Genomic DNA, 18,328 nt, shown 5'->3' with positions numbered 1-18,328 from the left:
CTCATGCAACTTCATTCCCCGATATCCGCAAGTACCTGTTTTACTACTTCAACATCCTCATCTGTGATCTGAAAGTGAAAAGTGGCTCTGATAATTTGGGGCCCGAAAGGAATCATCTGAATACCTTTCTTTTTCAACTTCTTGATTACTTTTTCAGCCGGTTCCTTTACAGTGTCAAATAGCAGAATATTGGTTTGTAAACTGTTCATATCCACAGCCAGGAACTTGCTGTCGAAAATAACCTTAGCCACTTCCTTCGCTCGCCTGTGATCGTCTTTAAGTTTGTCCCAATTATTTTCAAGGGCATAATCTGCGGCGGCTGCCAGAAGACCAACCTGACGCATGCCACCACCCCACATCTTTCGGTAGCGCCGGGCTTTGGTAATGTGCTCTTTGGAAGACAACAGCATAGACCCTACCGGGGCGCCTAATCCTTTTGAGAAACAAACCGAAATAGTATCTGAAATTTCTCCAAAGAACCCAGGCTCTACGTCGGTAGCCGTTATAGCATTCCAGATTCTGGCACCATCAAGGTGAACAAATAAGTTTTCTTCGTCTGCAAATGATTTGATCTCGCTCAACTCTTGCTTGGAGTAGCAAACTCCTCCACCTTTGTTGGTAGAATTTTCAAGGCAAATAACTCGTGTTCTCGGTTCCCAGTCATAATGCCCCCTTTTTGTATGGTCCAAAAGTGAAGTATTTAATTTACCATGCTTTCCTGGTAATGTGCGAACCTGAACACCTGATAATGCTGAAGCCGCTCCGGTCTCATAATTGAAAATATGTCCTTTTTCATCTATAAGAATTTCGTCGCCCGGTTCTGTTAATACCTTGACACCCAATTGATTACTCATGGTGCCGCTTGGCACGTATAAGCCGGCTTCCATGCCAAACATTTTTGCTACTTTCTGCTGAAAGGCATTTACAGTTTCATCTTCACCAAATACATCATCCCCCACCTCCGCTTTCATCATCGCTTCCAACATGTCAGGGCTCGGTCGTGTAATTGTATCGCTTCGCAGATCTATCATATTCTTATTTTGCTTTTTCGATTTGTTGAAATATAATCAATACGAGTTGTTTTAATAAAAATAGGTTGTTGCTGAAACGATAAAAAAGGCAAAACTCTTTACGTTTTTCCATTGAAGACAAAATCAGACTAATCCAATTTTGAATATAGAAGCAAAATATGACATTATAATCGCCGGTGGTGGTCTGTCAGGGCTTAGCCTGGCGTGGTACCTTGCCAAGGGTGGCTACCAAGGTGAAGTTCTGATAGTTGATTCCACATTTGCCCCTGTCAATGATAAAACCTGGTGCTTCTGGACTAAAAAAGAACCTCCATTTAAAGATATTATTTATAAGAAGTGGAATAAATGCTGGGTGTCTGTTCTCGATTACAAAACCTTCAGGTATATGCATTCATTCTCCTACTACTGCATCCGAAGCGGTGATTTCCGGGAACATGTACTGAGAGAACTCAAATGGCAAAAGAACTTTACCCTGTTAGAAGAAAACGTCCTGGATCTCTCATCCAATAAGAGCAAAGCATCTCTGATCACCAAGAACGGAGACACTTATCTGGCAAACTATATTTTTCAGAGCATTTTGAAACCCAGGGAACTGAAGGAAGGCGCTATCAAATATCCGCTTAAACAGCACTTTTTGGGATGGGAAATTATTGCCATTGAGGATAGCTTTGATCCGGAAACCTTTACTATCATGGACTTTGATGATGAATTCTCTCCGGGGGTTGGATTTATGTATGTACTGCCATACACTCAACAAAAGGCCCTGCTTGAGTTCACTGTGTTTTCAGAAAATCTGCTTAAAAAGAAAAAGTACAAGCAAAAAATCCGCCACTACTTATATCACAATTTTGGATTGGATGAGGATCATTATGAGATCACTCGAAAAGAATATGGTATTATACCTATGGAAGATCGGCCTCATCACCCCTATTATGAACAGAATATTATAAATCTTGGCAGTGTGGGCGGACAAACAAAACCAAGTACCGGTTATACATTTACCCGAATCCAGGATTACACTAAAGATGTTGCTCAGGAGCTTATTGATGGAAAACAACCCTCTCCTCCCACTCCCTCAAAATTCAAGTATCGGTTTTATGATCTGCTTTTACTTCATATTTTATCCAACTCCACGGAGGATAGCTTGAGAGTATTCAGGTCACTGTTCAAAAACAATCATTTTGATGAAATCCTGGCATTTCTGGGCGAAAGCACAAACATCAGAGAAGACCTCAGGATCATGTCCTCAGTGCCTTATGGTCCATTTTTTAAAGCTATTTGGCATAACCTTTGACCAATTCAGACACTGTTAACCAGGATAGGGAGGATCGATTTCATATTCTTTTTTATCCATTAAGTGGTATACGGCCCTCCAGTGATGATATGCCAGTTTATCCAGCCAGCGGATGGTATCAAGATTAGCTAAGATCTGAATGGATGACACTTTAGTGTTGGCCGCCTGCTCCAGAACCTCAACCCTTCGCTTTTTCCTGAGATCAGCCAGCTTTACAGAAACCTCACACAAATGCTCAGCAACTTTTTTTTCCTCCTGATCCGCTATCCATTTCTGAGTTTTGTCAAACGACATTTGTAGCATTACCGACATTTGAGTAGCAACAGGATCATCAGGGATATTTTTAATGAAATGGGTATCTCTGCAGGCATCCAGGATCCGGACGTTATGATCCAACGCATGCAGGGTCGCCACATATCTATTGTAATCAGGTTTTTGTTCAGATCCAATCTTGATCTCATTCAAAAACTGACTGATTTCAACCTTGGCAAGCTCGGCCTGATTCAAAAAATTACGATCTACAGATAGATTGCTATCTCCAAGAGCTTTTGACAGGTACTCCAACAGCCCACTCAGCATATCTTGCAAACTTCGGTTTACGGTCTCTACTGCCACCGAAGGTATTTGCTGAACCGAGTTGTCCAGCCTGTGAGTCATGGAAAATTCATCTTCAGGGAACCACTTCATCACAATATTGGTGAAAAACATCCGAAATGGCATGATGATCATAATACCCAACAAATTGAAAGAAGTATGAAAAGCTGCAACTGCTATGGCCATCTGAGCCGGATCATTCAGTATTTGCAAATATCCAGATGTCCACAGAAAAACAGGCATGACTGCAATAGCTATGATCGCGATCACCAAACCAAATAAAACATATATAACACCGGTTCGAATGGCTGCGACAGATGCCCCGATTATGGCAATAAGGGCTGTAATTGATGTTCCAAAATTTTGACCGATTACCAATGCAGCAGCCTGTGGAAGATCAATGGCTCCGGCAAAAAGCGCTGTTAAGGTTGTCGCTACCGCCGCACTGGACGACTGCATAATGACAGTCATGACAATACCAATTATAATAAGTAACCATATACCTTTAAAAGTGCTTCCTGAAAAGACTGTAAAGTCAATGTAATCTCTAAGTCCCTCCATTCCAACCTGCAAAGTATCGATTCCCATAAAGATAAGACCGAATCCTGCCAATGCAAGTCCGGCATGAGCTATTTTACCGGATGACAGCAATTTCATAATCGCTCCAACTCCGATAATAGGTAAGGCTATCACGGAAACACTATATCTCAGGCCAAGAGTGGCCACTATCCAACCTGTACTGGTTGTTCCTAATTTTGCACCAAGCAGTACACCTATCGTTTGTGGAAAACTTATAAGGCCTGCACTGACAAATCCAATAGTTGCCAGAGTTGTTGCACTTGAGGACTGCACCAAAAACGTGACCAGGGTTCCGGAGCCTAATGCACTGAAAGGTCCTTTAACGAAACGGCTGAGCAACAGACGCAGTGTATCCCCTGCCAGATTCTTTAAACCATCTGTCAACAGAATCATCCCAAGCAAAAATAAACCAATTCCACCTGCCAGAGTAAGTAACATAAAACCGCTGTTTTGTGGTCTTCTAATCCAACATAGCTAATGCTTTTAAATAATGGAAGACTTAGTTGATTTACTTTCGAAAACTTAATTTCTCAACTTACACATTTGAGTTATGATATGACCATCCATAAATAAACACTCTCAGGTGATATCCGGTCATATTTTGAAACGATTACCCCGTCTTATTCATTGTAATCAGTGAATTTAAATAAAGACAAGCAAGTCATGAAAAAAGAGACACTTACAAACTATACCACTGACCTGTTCACTTTAATAAAACACACACATAAAGCTGTTAAAACGCAACAAACATCTACGAAGATCAAGAATGCAAAAGCCAGTGATCTACTGCACAATATTGACTTGGTACTGTCGGAGCAAATAGAGCAACTAAAGGAGATGGATGATCTTCTAAATGATGGCACAAAAAATACTATAAAGAAATCACTAGCAACATTTACTGGGGCTATTGCAGGTGCAATTGATACTCAACGCTCTGATGCTACATCAAAAATGTTACGGGATGATTACACTGCACTTGGTATGATTGCGACTGGATATACCATGCTACACACGGCAGCTCTTGGAATAAATAATCAGGAGCTTGCAGACTTTACTCAAAGAAGCCTGACCCAAATAGCAGCGCTTGTCACTCAGACCAGTAAAGTCATTCCCCATATTGTTGCAGATGAGCTTGATATATCTGATGTTGCCGAACAAGCTGAATCAAACACTCAGGAATGCTGGAATCCTGAAAACTATTCACAGGAAGCATGATCAAACAACAAATAAGATTTATTTTTCTAATACCCGGTCAAAACCGGGTATTTTTATTTTGTGAACAAAAATTGAGAAAGAATGGCGATAACAGCCGTTTCAGCTCTTAAGCGGTATTTTCCTAAAGTGATCAGTTTTGCACTTCTGCCTATTGCGATCTCAGTTTCCCGTTCTGAGAAACCACCTTCGGGACCCACTAAGAAAAGATTCTTTGAGTCAGTCAAAGCATGGGGCTGTTCAGCTTTTGCCTGCATATAGGCCATGATCGGCTTATGATCTTCGTAGTGATCCAATACTTCATCGAGTGAGTCAATGAAAACTACCTTCGGCAGCCATGACCGCTTACTTTGTTTGAAGGCACTGAGAGCAATAGTTTGCAGCCTGTCCTTATTAATCTTTGAACGTTCTGAATGGTCAGCATGAAAAATACAGATCTCCCACGCACCCAGCTCTACTGCTTTTTCAACAGCAAACTCAAGGCGATCCCGTTTTTTTATCGCACCAAATGCAACCACCTTTTTGGTAGGCGGTTCCTCTTCATGCACGGCCTCCTTTATTCTGCCCTTGATCTTATCCCTGCTGATCTCGGTCACTTCAGATTTATATATATTCCCCAATCCATCAGAAGCATAAAGCGTATCACCCTCTTTGAACCGCATCACTTTGGAAGCATGCCTCGCCTCCTGTCCAGCCAGTTCTAAAAATCCATTTACAATAGAAGCCGCTTGGGAATAAAAAAGATTTTCAATTTCCATGATCTGATCTCCGGTTCAGGGGATTAGTGTGAAATTAAATGTATTACTCAGGCTTAGATTTCCTCTTATAATAAGCTCCCGTTTCAAAAGAGGTCTCTCCTGTCTCCAGCATCAACTCGATGTAAGGTGCGCATAAACTGCATCCACAGCTGCAGTATTTTTGATCCTGAAGTTCTTTGACTGAGGTAATATCATTTTCTTCAATGTATGACTTTATTTCACTGAAATCTTTTTTGTGGCATATACATTTCGATACGGTAAATTTGCTCATCCTTCTTTAAAATGTTTTCCCAATTTCAGATCCTGTCCCTGATAGTTGCTGTCAATTTCTTCTCCATATACAAAATCAGGATGCTCAGCATTAGGTTCAAATTGCATGCTGAACAAAGTCTGACCATCTTCTATCATAAAAGGCACATCATGGGAACGTACCTCCAATACAGCCCTTGCTCCTTTATCCTCCACAGTTCCTCCGAAGCCACTATCAAAGAACCCGGCATAGTGTGTTCTGAGTTCACCTGAACCTGTATCATAGGCCATCATCTCGCAAGCAAGATGAGCCGGAATACGGATACGTTCTTTGGAAGCAAAAATATAAAATGCCTCCGGTTCCAGGATCAGCTGGTGATTAGGCTGAGCATAAATCGGTTCCCAGAAATCATTAACCTCATAAAACCCGATCTTATCAAGGTCGATATAATCATTATGCTTTTTAGCCTTATAACCAATGATCTCGCCTTTTTTAGCTCTCAGATCCACGCTCATAAACAGTCCCTGATTAACCTTGATCTTCTCCATGGTAACAGGAACGCGATCTTCGTCAAAAAGCAAAGGATCTGATGCATGTACCCGCAAAATGTCCTGATCAGGAATCACTTCAAAGCCGTGACGAACACGAAGTTGATTCAAACGCTGTCCTGTTTTTACCTTGATGGGAAATGATTTTGGTACCACTTCCAGATACAAATTTCCGCTGTATCCGGGTGTGACCTCTTCAAAGCGGTGAGAATAATCGGTGATTACGCGAGTAAACACATCGAGGCGACCAGTGGAACTCTTGGGGTTGGCTTTTGCAGAAAGGTTATCAATACTGCCAAGTTTGATCTCATTTCCCTTATCCTCGAATAAACTCTTCTGAACCGTATTGTTAGATTGCGGCAGTTCCAGTCTTTCGAGCAGTGGAATTATGTACACACAATTTTGCTCCAGCACAGCCCCTTTTGTGATCGGTACCTCATACATCTTAAGTTTGGATACCTTTTCTTCAACCGTCTCAGTTTCCGGCAGAAAGCTGCAACGAACCCGATATGCTACTTTGCCCAATCTCAGATCAATGGAATTGGGCTGAAACTGATCTTCTTCAATTGGATAATCAGGATTAGACCTGATGATACCCATCTTATGGAGCATCTTTAATTTTTGAACCGGCAGTATTCCTTTGGTGCGCAGCTGAACTTCTTTCGGCATGTGTAACATCTGTAATTAACTACTTAGTTTCAAAATAAGATAACGACGGGAACTGAATATTCAATATTGAATAACAATAATCTGCCTTTGGTCTCATTCCTTGATCCAGTCAGCATATAATTCAGGTCTTCTATCCCTATAGAACAATCGCTTGGCATGTGATTCGACGGTCATCTCCAGATCGATATCACAGTATAGAATTTCATCAGTTCCCAGAGCCGCTTTTGCGATGACGGTTCCCTCCGGATCGCAAACAAACGATTCTCCGGAAAAGGCAAGTTTAGGTTCCTCTCCCACACGATTACAAAGAGCTGTATAATATCCATTCTGAAAAGCTGCAGTTCGTACCTCCGCCTCATACAGACCCTCAGGCCATTCTCCCTTGGCACCGGCTTGTGGAATGAACACGATATCTGCCCCGGCCACACCCAGAGCCCTCATATACTCCGGATAATGGCGATCATAACAAATTGCCACTCCTATATTTCCAAATTCAGTCTCATAGACAGGTGCACCGTTATTGCCCGGCGTGTAGTAATCTTTCTCGAAAAAACAGTCATAATCCGTGATGTGGATCATTCTTGTGGTACCCAAAATGCTACCATCAGTGTCGATAACAGGCGAGCTATCGTAGAGATCATTACCATCGTTCTCATATAAGTTCAGTACGACGATAATTCCGTAATTTCGAGCAAGAGATGAAAAAGCTTTAGTGATGCGGCCCGGTATTGGCTCAGCATGAGCCGCCGGATCTGCCGGGTTTTTGTATTGAGGGTAAAAGGGTTCAAATGCCAATTCGGCAAAGCAGATTATTTTAGCACCTGCCTTGGCAGCTTCTTCTGCCGCCTCCAAGCCGCGTTCCAAGTTGTTCTGTTTATTATCAGTGCATGACTGTTGGATAAGTGCAATTTTCATTATAGTGTAGTTTTCATAAGTACTTATTTCAACAGGATGATACTACATATTATATTCATACCTTTCATAGATTCTTCAGCTTTTTTCAACCTCTGAACCTTTTAAGGTAATATCCCTGCTGATTAAATTTTTGTTAAAATCATAAAAGGCGATTCTTTAAAAGAATCGCCTTTTTTAGCTAAGATTAAGAAAAATTAATCTTAGGGATACTCACTTTATAAAAAAAGGCTCCGAGAGGAGCCTTTTGGAAAAATCTTACTTTTTCTTCTTATGTCTGTTTTTTCTCAGACGCTTTTTACGCTTGTGTTTTGCAATTTTAGAGCGCTTTCTTTTTTTACCACTTGGCATAAATACTCACCTAAATGTGTTTTATAAATATTACTGTTGTTCTAATGATGTAAAATAAGAAGAATAAAAGCGTTTTCTAAATCAATTTTCTACCATGTGCGCTTCATTGACAGCTTCTTTAAAGTCTTTGGACATCTTAAGTACAGGCGCATACTGTTCTGGTACGATCACTTCCTCGTTTGTCTTTGGATTTCTGGCAACTCTTTGAGCGCGTTTAACAACCTTAAAACTCCCGAATCCTCTTAGTTCAATATTTTCACCGCGTTTCATGGCGTCTATTACGGTTTCCATGAATCCGTTTACAACGGCTTCGGTTTCAACTTTTGTCAGGCCTACAGATGACGATATTACATCTACTATGTCTGCTTTAGTCATAATTAATGAGTGATTTAAAATATGTTATGAGAACTGTTAAAAATACAATAATCAAAACAAAGCTTTTAAGAAATCGTTCACATCTCTTTTATAAACATCTGTAAAAATTCCTTCTAATTAAGCGGGCACCTTTAAATAACCAAATGTTATCCTTTAAATAACCAAATGTTATCCTTTAATATTCCGAAATGTTTTTTACTTTCTCACTGCCTCTTAAATATTCTTAACCAATTAATATCTAATTCATGGAAGTTTTTGAAAGTGTCGTCAACTGGTTGAACAATTTGGTTTGGTCAACCCCACAACAGTTCCCAATAATGGTTGTGGTACTACTGGGCTTTGGAATTTTTATCACTCTCAGACTTGGGTTTGTTCAACTCAGAAGATTCACTCATGGTATAAAATCTGTGATGGGTGTTTATGATAACCCCGATGACACCGGCGATGTCAATCACTTTCAGGCTCTTACCACCGCCCTGTCTGCCACCGTTGGCATCGGTAATATTGCCGGTGTAGCGATTGCAATCCATTATGGCGGCCCCGGAGCTTTATTCTGGATGTGGGTAACTGCTTTCTTTGGGATGGCTATAAAATATACCGAGTGTACCCTGGCAGTTCAGTACCGTGTGAAAAACGATGACGGATCCGTATCAGGCGGCCCTATGTACTATATCGAAAAGGGATTGGGGCCAAACTGGAAATGGCTGGCAGTCTTTTTCGCCTCTATGGCCGTAATCTGTTCATTTTTAACAGGTAACGCCGTTCAGGCCAATACCGTAGCTGATACCATGTACAGCACATTCCAGATCCCAAGTTGGATATCAGGAATTGTAACCGCCAGTTTTGTAGGTGTTGTTATTGTAGGTGGAATTAAGAGAATTGGTCAAGTTACGGCCCGACTAATGCCATTAATGGCGATAATTTATGTATTAGGTGCCCTCGTCATTCTATTTCTGAATGCAGGATCTGTAATCCCTGCTTTTGGCACGATCATTACCTCTGCATTCACTCCTGAAGCCGGCTTATTTGGTGTGGGTTCCGGTTTATTTTTGACTACCCTGGTTTGGGGTATCAAACGCGGCCTCTTTTCTAACGAGGCAGGACAGGGCTCTGCCCCAATTGCTCACGGTGCTGCAAAAACTGAAGAACCTGTTCGTGAAGGTGTGGTTGCCTTGCTAGAGCCATTCATCGATACCATCCTGGTTTGTACCATGACAGGACTTGTTATTGTAGCTACAGGAGTATGGGAAGAACGCCATGATATGGTTTATGAACCTGCTAACAGCAACAATACCGTCGTAGTAGATGATGGAAACGAAGTGCTGATCATCGAAGAAGGCGCCCCTTTAAATGGTACCGTACTTAGAAATGATTTTGAGACCGGCATCTTCTTCCTTGATCTTGAGACCAGAGAAGAATTTTCCGGAACATTAAATATTGCTACCGGTACTTTCACAGATGAAGCAGGAAACGTTGTCGCTACTGTCTATACAAGTATCATTGAAAATGGAGCTCCCTTAACCTCTCTCGCATTTGAAAAAGGTTTAGCCCCCATCTTCCCGTATGGGAAACATCTGGTAACATTCTGTGTGCTTTTATTTGGTATTTCAACAGCTATAAGCTGGAGTTACTATGGAGACCGGTCCATACAGTACCTGGCAGGCGATAAATCCATCATGTATTACAAAGTGGTATATCTTGGAATGCACTTTTTAGGTGCCATATTCCCGCTTGCCACCGTCTGGGCCATTGGTGATATTGCACTCGGACTGATGACATTCCCGAATATCATTGCTCTTTTTGCCCTTTCAGGTTCTGTAGCTGTGGCAAGTAAGAAATACTTCAACAAAATGGACGAACTGGAAGCTAAAAGCTAATTAAGAACACCGTATTTCATGGAAAACGTAATTGAAATAGACCACCCCGTAGTTAAAAGGTATTTGACCATTCTACGGGATACGTCTACTGAGACCGCAGCTTTTAGAAGAGCTATGGGCACCATTGGAACCGTACTTGCCTATCAGGCACTGACAGATCTTCCGCTGAAAGAATGCAATGTTGATACTCCCATCAAAACGACCAAGGGTTATAAACCGGAAGCAGAGGTCTTTGTGATCCCGATTCTTAGGGCGGGACTTAGCCTCGTTGATGGGATCATCAGCTTCATGCCGGACGCAAAGGTTGGTCATATCGGTGTTTACCGTGATGAAGAGACTCACGAACCCGTGAACTATTACCACAACTTCCCGGGCGGCTTGGAAGGAGCATACACCCTGGTTGTGGATCCAATGCTTGCCACAGGCGGAACAGCCTCTCATGCTCTCACATTCCTTAAAGAAAATGGAGCTGACAATATTCGATTCGTATCTCTGATCGCTGCTCCTGAGGGCATAGAGCGACTACGAGACGATCATCCAGATGTACCAATCATTACCGCTGCCATAGATGAAAAACTTAACGATGATGCTTTTATCGTTCCGGGACTTGGCGATGCGGGAGACCGCTATTTTGGCACTCTTTAATATCCGGTCCCTTTTTATTCTTACTGCCTGCACAGTCTTAACTATTTCGTGCGGAGAGCTTTCAGAATATGAAAATCAACAGGTCGATATGGCCCTGAGCGACTCTCTTTTATCCACAACGGAAAGCTGGGGCGTAAATATGGAGATACTAGAGGAGGAAAGACTCAAACTCAGGCTCAAAGGCAGTTACACTGCTTCCATCAAAAATGAGGCCCGGAACATTACAAAGATCAGCGGACCGGTGTTTATAGAGATCTTTGATGAAAATGGTGAATCAGAAACTGTTGTGCATTCCGATAGCGCCATATACAAACCGGACGATGCTACCTTTGAACTGTTCGGAAATGTGGAAGTCTTGGCTCCTGATAATAAACGGTTGAATACAGAATACCTGATGTGGAGAAGAAATGAGGATATGGTAAGTACGCCGGAAGCCCTCACTATCGTTACCAGTACTGACAGCATCAGTGCCATAGGTCTGGAAGGCGATTCTAACCTTAGAAATTATACCCTCAAAGAAGTTAGCGGAGAGACTGTCGTCAATTGAAAAAATTCAGCTACATATACTCTTTTATGGTCATATGTGCGTTCGCCGTTTTATTTCCGGAGCCGGTGACCGGACAAAATGTAGTAAAAATTGAACGCGCCAGAGAAGTCAGGAATATAACTGAAGATGGTGAGCCCATACGAAAAATGTATGATGTAAGGCTTAGAACCGGTAATATCGAAATGGTCTGCGACAGTGCCTGGCAATTCATGGATAGAAATGAATTACGCGCTTTCGGTAACATAGAGATCGAAACACCGGATGAGATCATCTGGTCTGACACACTCTATTATTTTACCGATCAGGAGGTCAGTCAGTTAAGGGGTCGTGTGGTGATCTTGCAAGACAGCACCACTCTTTTTGGAGAACAGGTCGATTACAACTTCCTAACCAAAGTGGCTGATTTCGAGGACGGTATTCGCCTAGAGGATGAGGGCGGCACCCTGATCGCAAAGCAGGGAACCTATTTTCAGATTCAGGATAGTGCCATCTTTAGAGGCAATGTTCAGATCGCAGATACCTCTCAGTATGCCGAAGGTGACAGTCTCTTTATCAACAGAGAAACAGAATTTTTGCAGCTTCACTCAAATATATTTGTTCAGGACAGTACCAACAATGCCCTGCTTACCGGTGATTATCTGGAAGCTGATTCAACGGGCCGGCGATATGTGCAAGGGAACTCCTATCTCAGACAGATCAGTTCAGATTCAACCGATACTACTCACATCAAGTCAAGAGATCTGCTAATGCTGGATCAGGATTCTACCGATATCATTCGGGCCATTCAGAATGTCCGGGTCTGGTCACCTGATTTTTCATCCATATCAGACACTCTCATTTACACATCACAAACCGAGATCTTTGAACTTATTTCCAATCCCACCGCCTGGCATAAAAATATTCAGCTGAACGGTCCCTACATTAAGGTGCAAATGGACAACAATGCTGTCAGTTATCTTACTTCTTATAAGAATACCATCACGATTCAAAAAGACAGTACCACCGGGCGTTTCCACCAGTTAAAGGGAGATACACTAAATGTTGATTTTAAAGACGGACAGATCTCCCGTATTAAGCTGTACCCGAACAGTCAGGTTTTGTATCATACTCAAAATGATGAGGGTGAACCGGATGGAGCTGTGGAATATACCTCACCGGAAACTATCATGGAATTTCAGAATGGAGATCTGATACAAGTTAAAGCTCTGAAGAATAATGGGTATTTCTTTGAAGAATTTCCCGGTTTAGCAGGGCGAAAACTGGATGGTTTCAAATGGCAACCAGAACTCAGACCACTCAGACCTGAAATTGCTCCGGAACCACGCTACCCTCCTGTTCCGGTTGAGCGCCCTTTTGAACTTCCCCTACGATATTTGAATTATATCGAACAAGAACCCAAAGAATAATGATCTAAACCAAACGGAATGAGCACCTGGACACTCAAATCCATCCCTCCCCACGACTGGTACATTTGCCTAGATGTAGAATCCTATTTTGATCACGAGCACGATCCTGAAAAGATCTTTGAAGAGGGTTTTACGCGACCTATCCCAATAGGTGATACCGATGTAATTGTGACCGTATTCTTTAACGGTGATCCTGAGCACCCTGAATTTCATCTGGAATCTCAGGAAAGCCTCTCCAAAGAAGAGATCAAACTGGCTAATAAAAGTCTGGCTAAGATCCTGGGGACCGACATGGATATTCGTCCACTTTACGATCAGGCCAAAGACGATACTGTTTTGGGCGATAAATTGATGGATCTGTATGGACTCAAACGCATGACACGCGCCAATCTCTTTGAAGATATCCTGTATCGTATCGTGCAGATGCAGATGAATCACAAGCCCACCGCCAAGAAGATGATGTTTCAGATCAGAGAAGCCTATGGCACGGCTCTGATGTTGGGTAAGCAATCACTGCCGGCCTGGCCAAGACCCCATCAACTTATGAAGGCTGATCCTGCCAATATTCGAAAGCTAGGTCCCACCCTCCGCAAGGGTCAATATCTGGTTGGTCTAGCCAATCACATCGTGGCCGGAAACGTCGATATGGATCACCTCATGGAATGTGAGCCACAAGAATTCTACGACCTTATAACTGGCATAAAGGGAATCGGGCCGACCTCCGGGCAGGACCTGATGATGATGCGCGGACGAACCGATGCTGTATTTCCGTCTAATAAGAAATCAGGAGAAGAAAAGGGCCTGCGGAGATGGATCATTTACTCATATGGAGAAGATCCGCATAACACCTCAGAAAAACGTTTTCAGGAACTAATACAAAACTGGAAAGGCTATGAAGCAGCTGCCCTGGAATTCCTGTACGTGAATTACGTGCTGAAGGAGAAGGAGGAGAAAGCTAAGAAATAGGCCACTAGCTGGAAGCTAGAGTTTTCCGGACTGCGTAATCAAGCCGGAGCTTGGTGACGAGTACAAATCGCATGCTTTTTGGAACGCACCTTACTTAGGTAATTATATATTCTACAGCCTCTTGCTTCGAAAATCGAAGATGAATTTTAAGATGATAAGAAATGCCGTTATCGGAAAGATTCCCCAGATCATGATGCCTTCCATGATTTCTTTGAAGGGATGCTGCATGGCCAGAAATACCAAATAGGTCATATATGCCGCATAATAGAACAGGAATCCAATGGCTTCTTTTCTTCCTAGTACCTTACCCGGCCAAAAAAGAGGCAGGCAGGCAACGGCGACGATCAACATAATAGGCAGGTCCAGGTCAATGGCTTCCTGTGAGACGTGAATTGCACCGGGGGCTATTAAAACTGTCAGACTAAGTGTAAGCAGTATGTTGTAGAGATTGCTACCCATTACATTGGCAACGGCAGTGTCAGAGTCTCCATGCCGGACAGCCGACACAGAAGTTGCCACTTCAGGCAGTGATGTACCAATTGATACAATGGTCAGGCCAATGATAAGCTCTGATATCCCAAGAATGCCGGCGATCTCTACAGCTGATGTAACCATAAAACGCGATCCCATCACGATAAATATCAACCCTGCCAGCAACATCAGTATGTACTTCCCATAAAATATTGTAGTAACCGGTTCATCCAGTTTTACTTCCGTTTCAATTTTCCTTCGTTTGTTCAGTTTTCGATCTTTCTGAATCTGGAAATACATGAATACGGAGTATATTATGAGTCCCAAAAATATAATTCCACCGTCAAGTGGGCTTAATAACCCATCCATAGCCAGTACAAAAAGTAAGGTGCTGGCGGCAATAACAACAGGCACATCAACTTTGATGATCCGATTCGTGATCTTCAGTGGATGGACCAGTCCAGCTATACCCAGGATGAGTAAAATGTTGGCTATGTTACTTCCAAGAATGTTACCCAAAACGAGGTCCGGTTTACCGTCTACAGCTGCTTGTAAACTGATGGCGAGTTCCGGAGCTCCGGTTGCAAAGGCCACAACGGTGAGTCCCATAACGACGGGTGATACACTCCACGCAGCTCCAAATTTATCAACTGCCCTTAAAAATAATTCAGCTCCGCCTATCAGAACAGCTAAACCAATGAGAAATAATAAAATTGTCATTCCTGATCGTTTTTGAGGTTTTTAAAGCCTTAAAACTATCACAATTTAAGCTGGAAATGAATACAAAATCGATGCCTGTAAAAGTTTATTGAGTTTTAAACCAAAAGCTAATGTTTAAACTCAATTATATATATTAAGGGATATATACTAACCCAATTTATACACTATGAAACTAAGATCGCTACTATTTACTCTACTTATAACTTTAATCACTGTTACTTCAGGCTATGCGCAGCGTACCATCATTCATGCCGGCACCCTCATCGACGGCCGTTCCAATGAAGCCCGTGAGCAGGTCAGCATCATTATTGAAAATGACAAGATAGCCGATATCCAAAACGGATATATAAATGGAAAGCGCAATGATGAGATAATCGACCTGAAATCAAAAACCGTACTGCCGGGACTTATCGACCTGCACGTTCACCTTGAAAGTGAAACCAATCCCACGAAATACATGGAAGCTTTCACTTTTAACGAGGCAGATTTTGCTATGCGTTCCACAGCATTTGCCAAGCGCACCTTGATGGCCGGTTTTACCACAGTCCGTGAACTGGGAGGAACAGGTGTGAATATTTCTCTAAGAAACGCAATCAATCAGGGCTTTGTAGATGGCCCACGTATCATTACTGTAGGTAAAAGTCTGGCTACAACCGGTGGACATGCCGACCCTACTAACGGTTGGAAAAATATCCTGATGGGAGCTCCGGGACCTGAAAATGGGGTCGTAAACGGCACTGCTGAAGCCCGTGAAGCCGTGCGGCAGCGTTATAAGAATGGAGCCGATCATATTAAGATAACCGCAACCGGTGGTGTGCTGAGTGTAGCCAAATCAGGTGATGCTCCTCAATTCTTCGAAGATGAACTAGATGCCATCGTTAGGACTGCCAACGAATATGGTATGCATGTAGCCGCTCATGCTCATGGAGCAGAAGGAATGAAAAGAGCCGTTGAAGCAGGTGTTCTTACCATTGAACACGGGACTCATATGACTGAAGAGATCATGGATCTGATGATTGAAAATGGCACTTATTATGTACCAACCATCTCAGCCGGTAAGTGGGTTGCTGAAAAAGCAGAAGTAGAAGGTTACTATCCTGCCCTTGTGGTGCCCAAAGCCAAAGAGATCGGACCTAAAATTCAGAATACATTCGAAAAAGCCTATAAGCACGGTGTAAAGATCGCTTTTGGAACGGATGCCGGTGTATTTCCCCATGGCATAAACGGTCGAGAATTCCGCTATATGACAGGAGTGGGTATGCCCGTGATGGAGGCCATACAAAGTGCTACCATAACAGCCGCCACTGTACTTGGGATGGAGGATCAGATCGGCACTGTAGAGACCGGTAAATATGCTGATCTCATAGCTACTGATAAAAATCCATTGAATGATGTAACAACACTCGAGTCAGTTCCTTTTGTAATGAAAGGCGGCAAGGTTTATAAGAATTAAACAGGCTCGAATTTTCAGGTAAAAAAACAATACATGCCATCACATTCTGTTAAACAGCGACTCATCAAGAAATTGCAGTGGACTTTCCAGGTGGAGGGAATGAATGCCGTTATGTTCTTCGGCATTCTCATCTTCATCAATGCGGCTTACGATTTTAGAGATCTGATCTTTTTATCGTACGGATTGCTGATGATGAGTTTCATTTTGCTTCAGGGCACCTACTATTGGTGGAAGAAATTGTCGGTTCTGGAGGATAAGCACATATTTCAGAACCGTACCCTGAATCGCTTTGAAAAATTCAGGGATAAGAATAAGGTTGGCATTGCACTCATACCTTTTGTGCTGCTGGTGCAATGGTTTATATCCGGGCAGTCACTTGGAAGTGATAATTTTATCGCCTGGGCATTAATCGCAAATGCATTTGCTGTACTTGAATACATTAATTATTATCATTTGCAACTGATGTATGATAACCGATATGATCTCCGATACCTTTTACGACACAAGAAATTAAAGGAAGCATCTTTGCGAAAAGATCTCCGCGATCAACAAATTTAAATTAGGATCATGAGTCTACTCCGAATCATTTTTGCTATTATCCTACCTCCCCTTGGTGTATTTTTGACAATCGGTATAAAACCGCATTTCTGGCTCAACATTTTGCTGACCATCCTAGGATTTGTCCCCGGCATTGTCCATGCCGTTTGGATCATCGCGAAAAATGACTGATCAAACCTGACTTTCACTTCTCAAAAGCCCGATTTGTTTTATTACAGATACGGGTTTCTTCTAGGGATGAGACGGTTATTGCAAGTAGGCTTAGCAATTATTATTGAAGTAGATCTTTTACTCCTTACTAAGTATAGCCTTCCATTTGCGTTTTGACAATTTCCTAGCCAAGCCTTCTCCAATCATAATATGTCTTAACAACCTTTAAATAATAGTTAGTTTCATACTTAGTCTTTACCTCGGTTCATTATTCAACCCTCCTGAAATACGACCCTAAAGGGGTGAGCATTTTGCGTTCACAGTTACATAAATTATAAACTCAGGCCATAGCATGATATTTTCATTAGCGACCTTCCGCTTCACCCGCATTATATACCCTTGCTTATACTCAGTTTTAGATACAAAAAGGACAGTTGCTTTATGAAATATTATTAAACCATAATTACGGCTTGTCTATTAGCTGCTCTGCTATCTTACTCAGATGGCTAAGCTCTAGAAATGCAAGTGCATTTTTTAGCCGGAGGTTTCGCCTTTTTTTGCTTCTATACTATATTTAGCATATGGTTTTACAAGCAACCGTTCTTTTTGGATAGGTTTTCCTGTTACTTTACAAATTCCGTAGTTACCGGTTTCAATACGATTTAGCGCCATATTGATCTCTTCCTGTTTCTCTTTCTCCTTTTCGATCATGATGTAAAACTTTTCACGCTCATCTTCAGTCGTGCCTACATTTCCTGTGTGATGGTCGGCAGAAGAGCTTTTATCATCCAAGTTAGCTTCCAATTCCTCTAGTCGGCTTTGATATTGTTCAACTTTTTTTTCACTCTCCTTCTGTTCCTCTTTAAGCATCTTTTCAAATTGCTCAAGTTCTTCATCAGAAAATGGAGAGTTGTGTATTGGTGCTTCTTGTTTTTCCATAAGTGCTTTTTCTTTGTTTATCT

At 42.2% G+C, this 18,328-nt stretch carries 19 protein-coding genes; 10 read left to right on the top strand and 9 right to left on the bottom strand.

Annotated features, from left to right (window positions below; all coding sequences use genetic code 11):
• Nucleotides 1-11: 11 nt before the first annotated feature.
• The gene (locus ACKGJO_RS02230) at nt 12-1,031 is read right to left on the bottom strand and encodes a threonine aldolase family protein (RefSeq protein WP_411321763.1); all 1,020 of its coding nucleotides are present in this window, start codon (nt 1,029-1,031) and stop codon (nt 12-14) included.
• A 139-nt stretch (nt 1,032-1,170) separates the two neighbouring features.
• Here ACKGJO_RS02230 and ACKGJO_RS02225 point away from each other — a divergent pair, with 139 nt between their 5' ends.
• Nucleotides 1,171-2,325 carry a lycopene cyclase family protein gene (locus tag ACKGJO_RS02225; protein ID WP_411321762.1) on the top strand — a complete coding sequence of 385 codons (1,155 nt, stop codon included), beginning with the start codon at nt 1,171-1,173 and terminating at the stop codon, nt 2,323-2,325.
• 15 nt (nt 2,326-2,340) lie between these two features.
• Here ACKGJO_RS02225 and ACKGJO_RS02220 read toward each other — a convergent pair whose 3' ends face one another.
• Nucleotides 2,341-3,936: a Na/Pi cotransporter family protein gene (locus ACKGJO_RS02220; RefSeq protein WP_411321761.1), complete on the bottom strand. Its 1,596-nt coding sequence runs from the start codon at nt 3,934-3,936 to the stop codon at nt 2,341-2,343.
• Nucleotides 3,937-4,161: 225 nt separating this feature from the next.
• Here ACKGJO_RS02220 and ACKGJO_RS02215 point away from each other — a divergent pair, with 225 nt between their 5' ends.
• Complete coding sequence (locus ACKGJO_RS02215; RefSeq protein ID WP_411321760.1) at nt 4,162-4,713, top strand: hypothetical protein; 552 nt, start codon at nt 4,162-4,164, stop codon at nt 4,711-4,713.
• 53 nt (nt 4,714-4,766) lie between these two features.
• Here the strand turns inward: ACKGJO_RS02215 and ACKGJO_RS02210 are convergent, their stop codons facing one another.
• From ACKGJO_RS02210 to ACKGJO_RS02190, 5 genes are all read right to left on the bottom strand, one after another.
• The gene (locus ACKGJO_RS02210; RefSeq protein WP_411321759.1) at nt 4,767-5,468 is read right to left on the bottom strand and encodes an RsmE family RNA methyltransferase; all 702 of its coding nucleotides are present in this window, start codon (nt 5,466-5,468) and stop codon (nt 4,767-4,769) included.
• Nucleotides 5,469-5,511: 43 nt separating this feature from the next.
• The gene (locus ACKGJO_RS02205; protein WP_411321758.1) at nt 5,512-5,739 is read right to left on the bottom strand and encodes a hypothetical protein; all 228 of its coding nucleotides are present in this window, start codon (nt 5,737-5,739) and stop codon (nt 5,512-5,514) included.
• Nucleotides 5,736-6,935, bottom strand: a complete 1,200-nt coding sequence (locus ACKGJO_RS02200) for a 2'-deoxycytidine 5'-triphosphate deaminase (protein WP_411321756.1) — start codon at nt 6,933-6,935, stop codon at nt 5,736-5,738. The genes ACKGJO_RS02205 and ACKGJO_RS02200 overlap by 4 nt, the downstream gene beginning before the upstream one ends.
• Nucleotides 6,936-7,028: 93 nt before the next feature.
• The gene (locus tag ACKGJO_RS02195; protein ID WP_411321755.1) at nt 7,029-7,850 is read right to left on the bottom strand and encodes a nitrilase-related carbon-nitrogen hydrolase; all 822 of its coding nucleotides are present in this window, start codon (nt 7,848-7,850) and stop codon (nt 7,029-7,031) included.
• Between the two features lie 429 nt (nt 7,851-8,279).
• Entirely contained in the window at nt 8,280-8,573 is a 294-nt protein-coding gene (locus ACKGJO_RS02190) for an HU family DNA-binding protein (RefSeq protein ID WP_290961830.1), read from the bottom strand.
• A 245-nt stretch (nt 8,574-8,818) separates the two neighbouring features.
• Between ACKGJO_RS02190 and ACKGJO_RS02185 the strand changes: the two genes are divergently transcribed.
• From ACKGJO_RS02185 to ACKGJO_RS02165, 5 genes are read left to right on the top strand one after another with little or no spacing between them, the layout of a single operon-like run.
• A complete protein-coding gene (locus tag ACKGJO_RS02185) occupies nt 8,819-10,450 on the top strand; it encodes an alanine/glycine:cation symporter family protein (RefSeq protein WP_411321754.1) in 1,632 nt (543 codons plus the stop codon).
• 18 nt (nt 10,451-10,468) lie between these two features.
• Nucleotides 10,469-11,095 (top strand): uracil phosphoribosyltransferase, encoded by a 627-nt coding sequence (gene upp / locus ACKGJO_RS02180; protein WP_411321753.1) that lies wholly within the window; start codon nt 10,469-10,471, stop codon nt 11,093-11,095.
• Nucleotides 11,082-11,642 carry an LPS export ABC transporter periplasmic protein LptC gene (gene lptC, locus ACKGJO_RS02175; RefSeq protein ID WP_411321752.1) on the top strand — a complete coding sequence of 187 codons (561 nt, stop codon included), beginning with the start codon at nt 11,082-11,084 and terminating at the stop codon, nt 11,640-11,642. Before upp ends, lptC begins: the two co-directional genes overlap by 14 nt.
• Nucleotides 11,639-13,048 carry an OstA-like protein gene (locus ACKGJO_RS02170; RefSeq protein ID WP_411321751.1) on the top strand — a complete coding sequence of 470 codons (1,410 nt, stop codon included), beginning with the start codon at nt 11,639-11,641 and terminating at the stop codon, nt 13,046-13,048. Before lptC ends, ACKGJO_RS02170 begins: the two co-directional genes overlap by 4 nt.
• An 18-nt stretch (nt 13,049-13,066) precedes the next feature.
• Nucleotides 13,067-14,014 carry a DNA-3-methyladenine glycosylase family protein gene (locus tag ACKGJO_RS02165; RefSeq protein WP_411321750.1) on the top strand — a complete coding sequence of 316 codons (948 nt, stop codon included), beginning with the start codon at nt 13,067-13,069 and terminating at the stop codon, nt 14,012-14,014.
• 111 nt (nt 14,015-14,125) lie between these two features.
• Here ACKGJO_RS02165 and ACKGJO_RS02160 read toward each other — a convergent pair whose 3' ends face one another.
• Complete coding sequence (locus ACKGJO_RS02160; RefSeq protein ID WP_411321749.1) at nt 14,126-15,205, bottom strand: calcium/sodium antiporter; 1,080 nt, start codon at nt 15,203-15,205, stop codon at nt 14,126-14,128.
• A 166-nt stretch (nt 15,206-15,371) separates the two neighbouring features.
• Here ACKGJO_RS02160 and ACKGJO_RS02155 point away from each other — a divergent pair, with 166 nt between their 5' ends.
• Genes ACKGJO_RS02155 through ACKGJO_RS02145 form a run of 3 tightly spaced genes read left to right on the top strand, consistent with a single transcriptional unit; the run spans nt 15,372 to nt 17,387 of the window.
• Nucleotides 15,372-16,658, top strand: coding sequence for an amidohydrolase family protein (locus ACKGJO_RS02155; protein ID WP_411321748.1), 1,287 nt, complete (start codon nt 15,372-15,374; stop codon nt 16,656-16,658).
• A 33-nt stretch (nt 16,659-16,691) separates the two neighbouring features.
• Nucleotides 16,692-17,216 carry a hypothetical protein gene (locus ACKGJO_RS02150; protein ID WP_411321747.1) on the top strand — a complete coding sequence of 175 codons (525 nt, stop codon included), beginning with the start codon at nt 16,692-16,694 and terminating at the stop codon, nt 17,214-17,216.
• Between the two features lie 9 nt (nt 17,217-17,225).
• A complete protein-coding gene (locus tag ACKGJO_RS02145) occupies nt 17,226-17,387 on the top strand; it encodes a YqaE/Pmp3 family membrane protein (protein ID WP_411321746.1) in 162 nt (53 codons plus the stop codon).
• 513 nt (nt 17,388-17,900) lie between these two features.
• Here ACKGJO_RS02145 and ACKGJO_RS02140 read toward each other — a convergent pair.
• Nucleotides 17,901-18,305 carry a TraR/DksA family transcriptional regulator gene (locus tag ACKGJO_RS02140; RefSeq protein WP_411321745.1) on the bottom strand — a complete coding sequence of 135 codons (405 nt, stop codon included), beginning with the start codon at nt 18,303-18,305 and terminating at the stop codon, nt 17,901-17,903.
• Between the last annotated feature and the right edge of the window lie 23 nt (nt 18,306-18,328).

This window comes from Gracilimonas qinghaiensis (assembly GCF_046602855.1).
Classification (GTDB): domain Bacteria; phylum Bacteroidota; class Rhodothermia; order Balneolales; family Balneolaceae; genus Gracilimonas.
The sequence above is the reverse complement of the archived record's forward strand: the minus strand, read 5'-3'. Positions and strand labels throughout refer to the sequence as shown.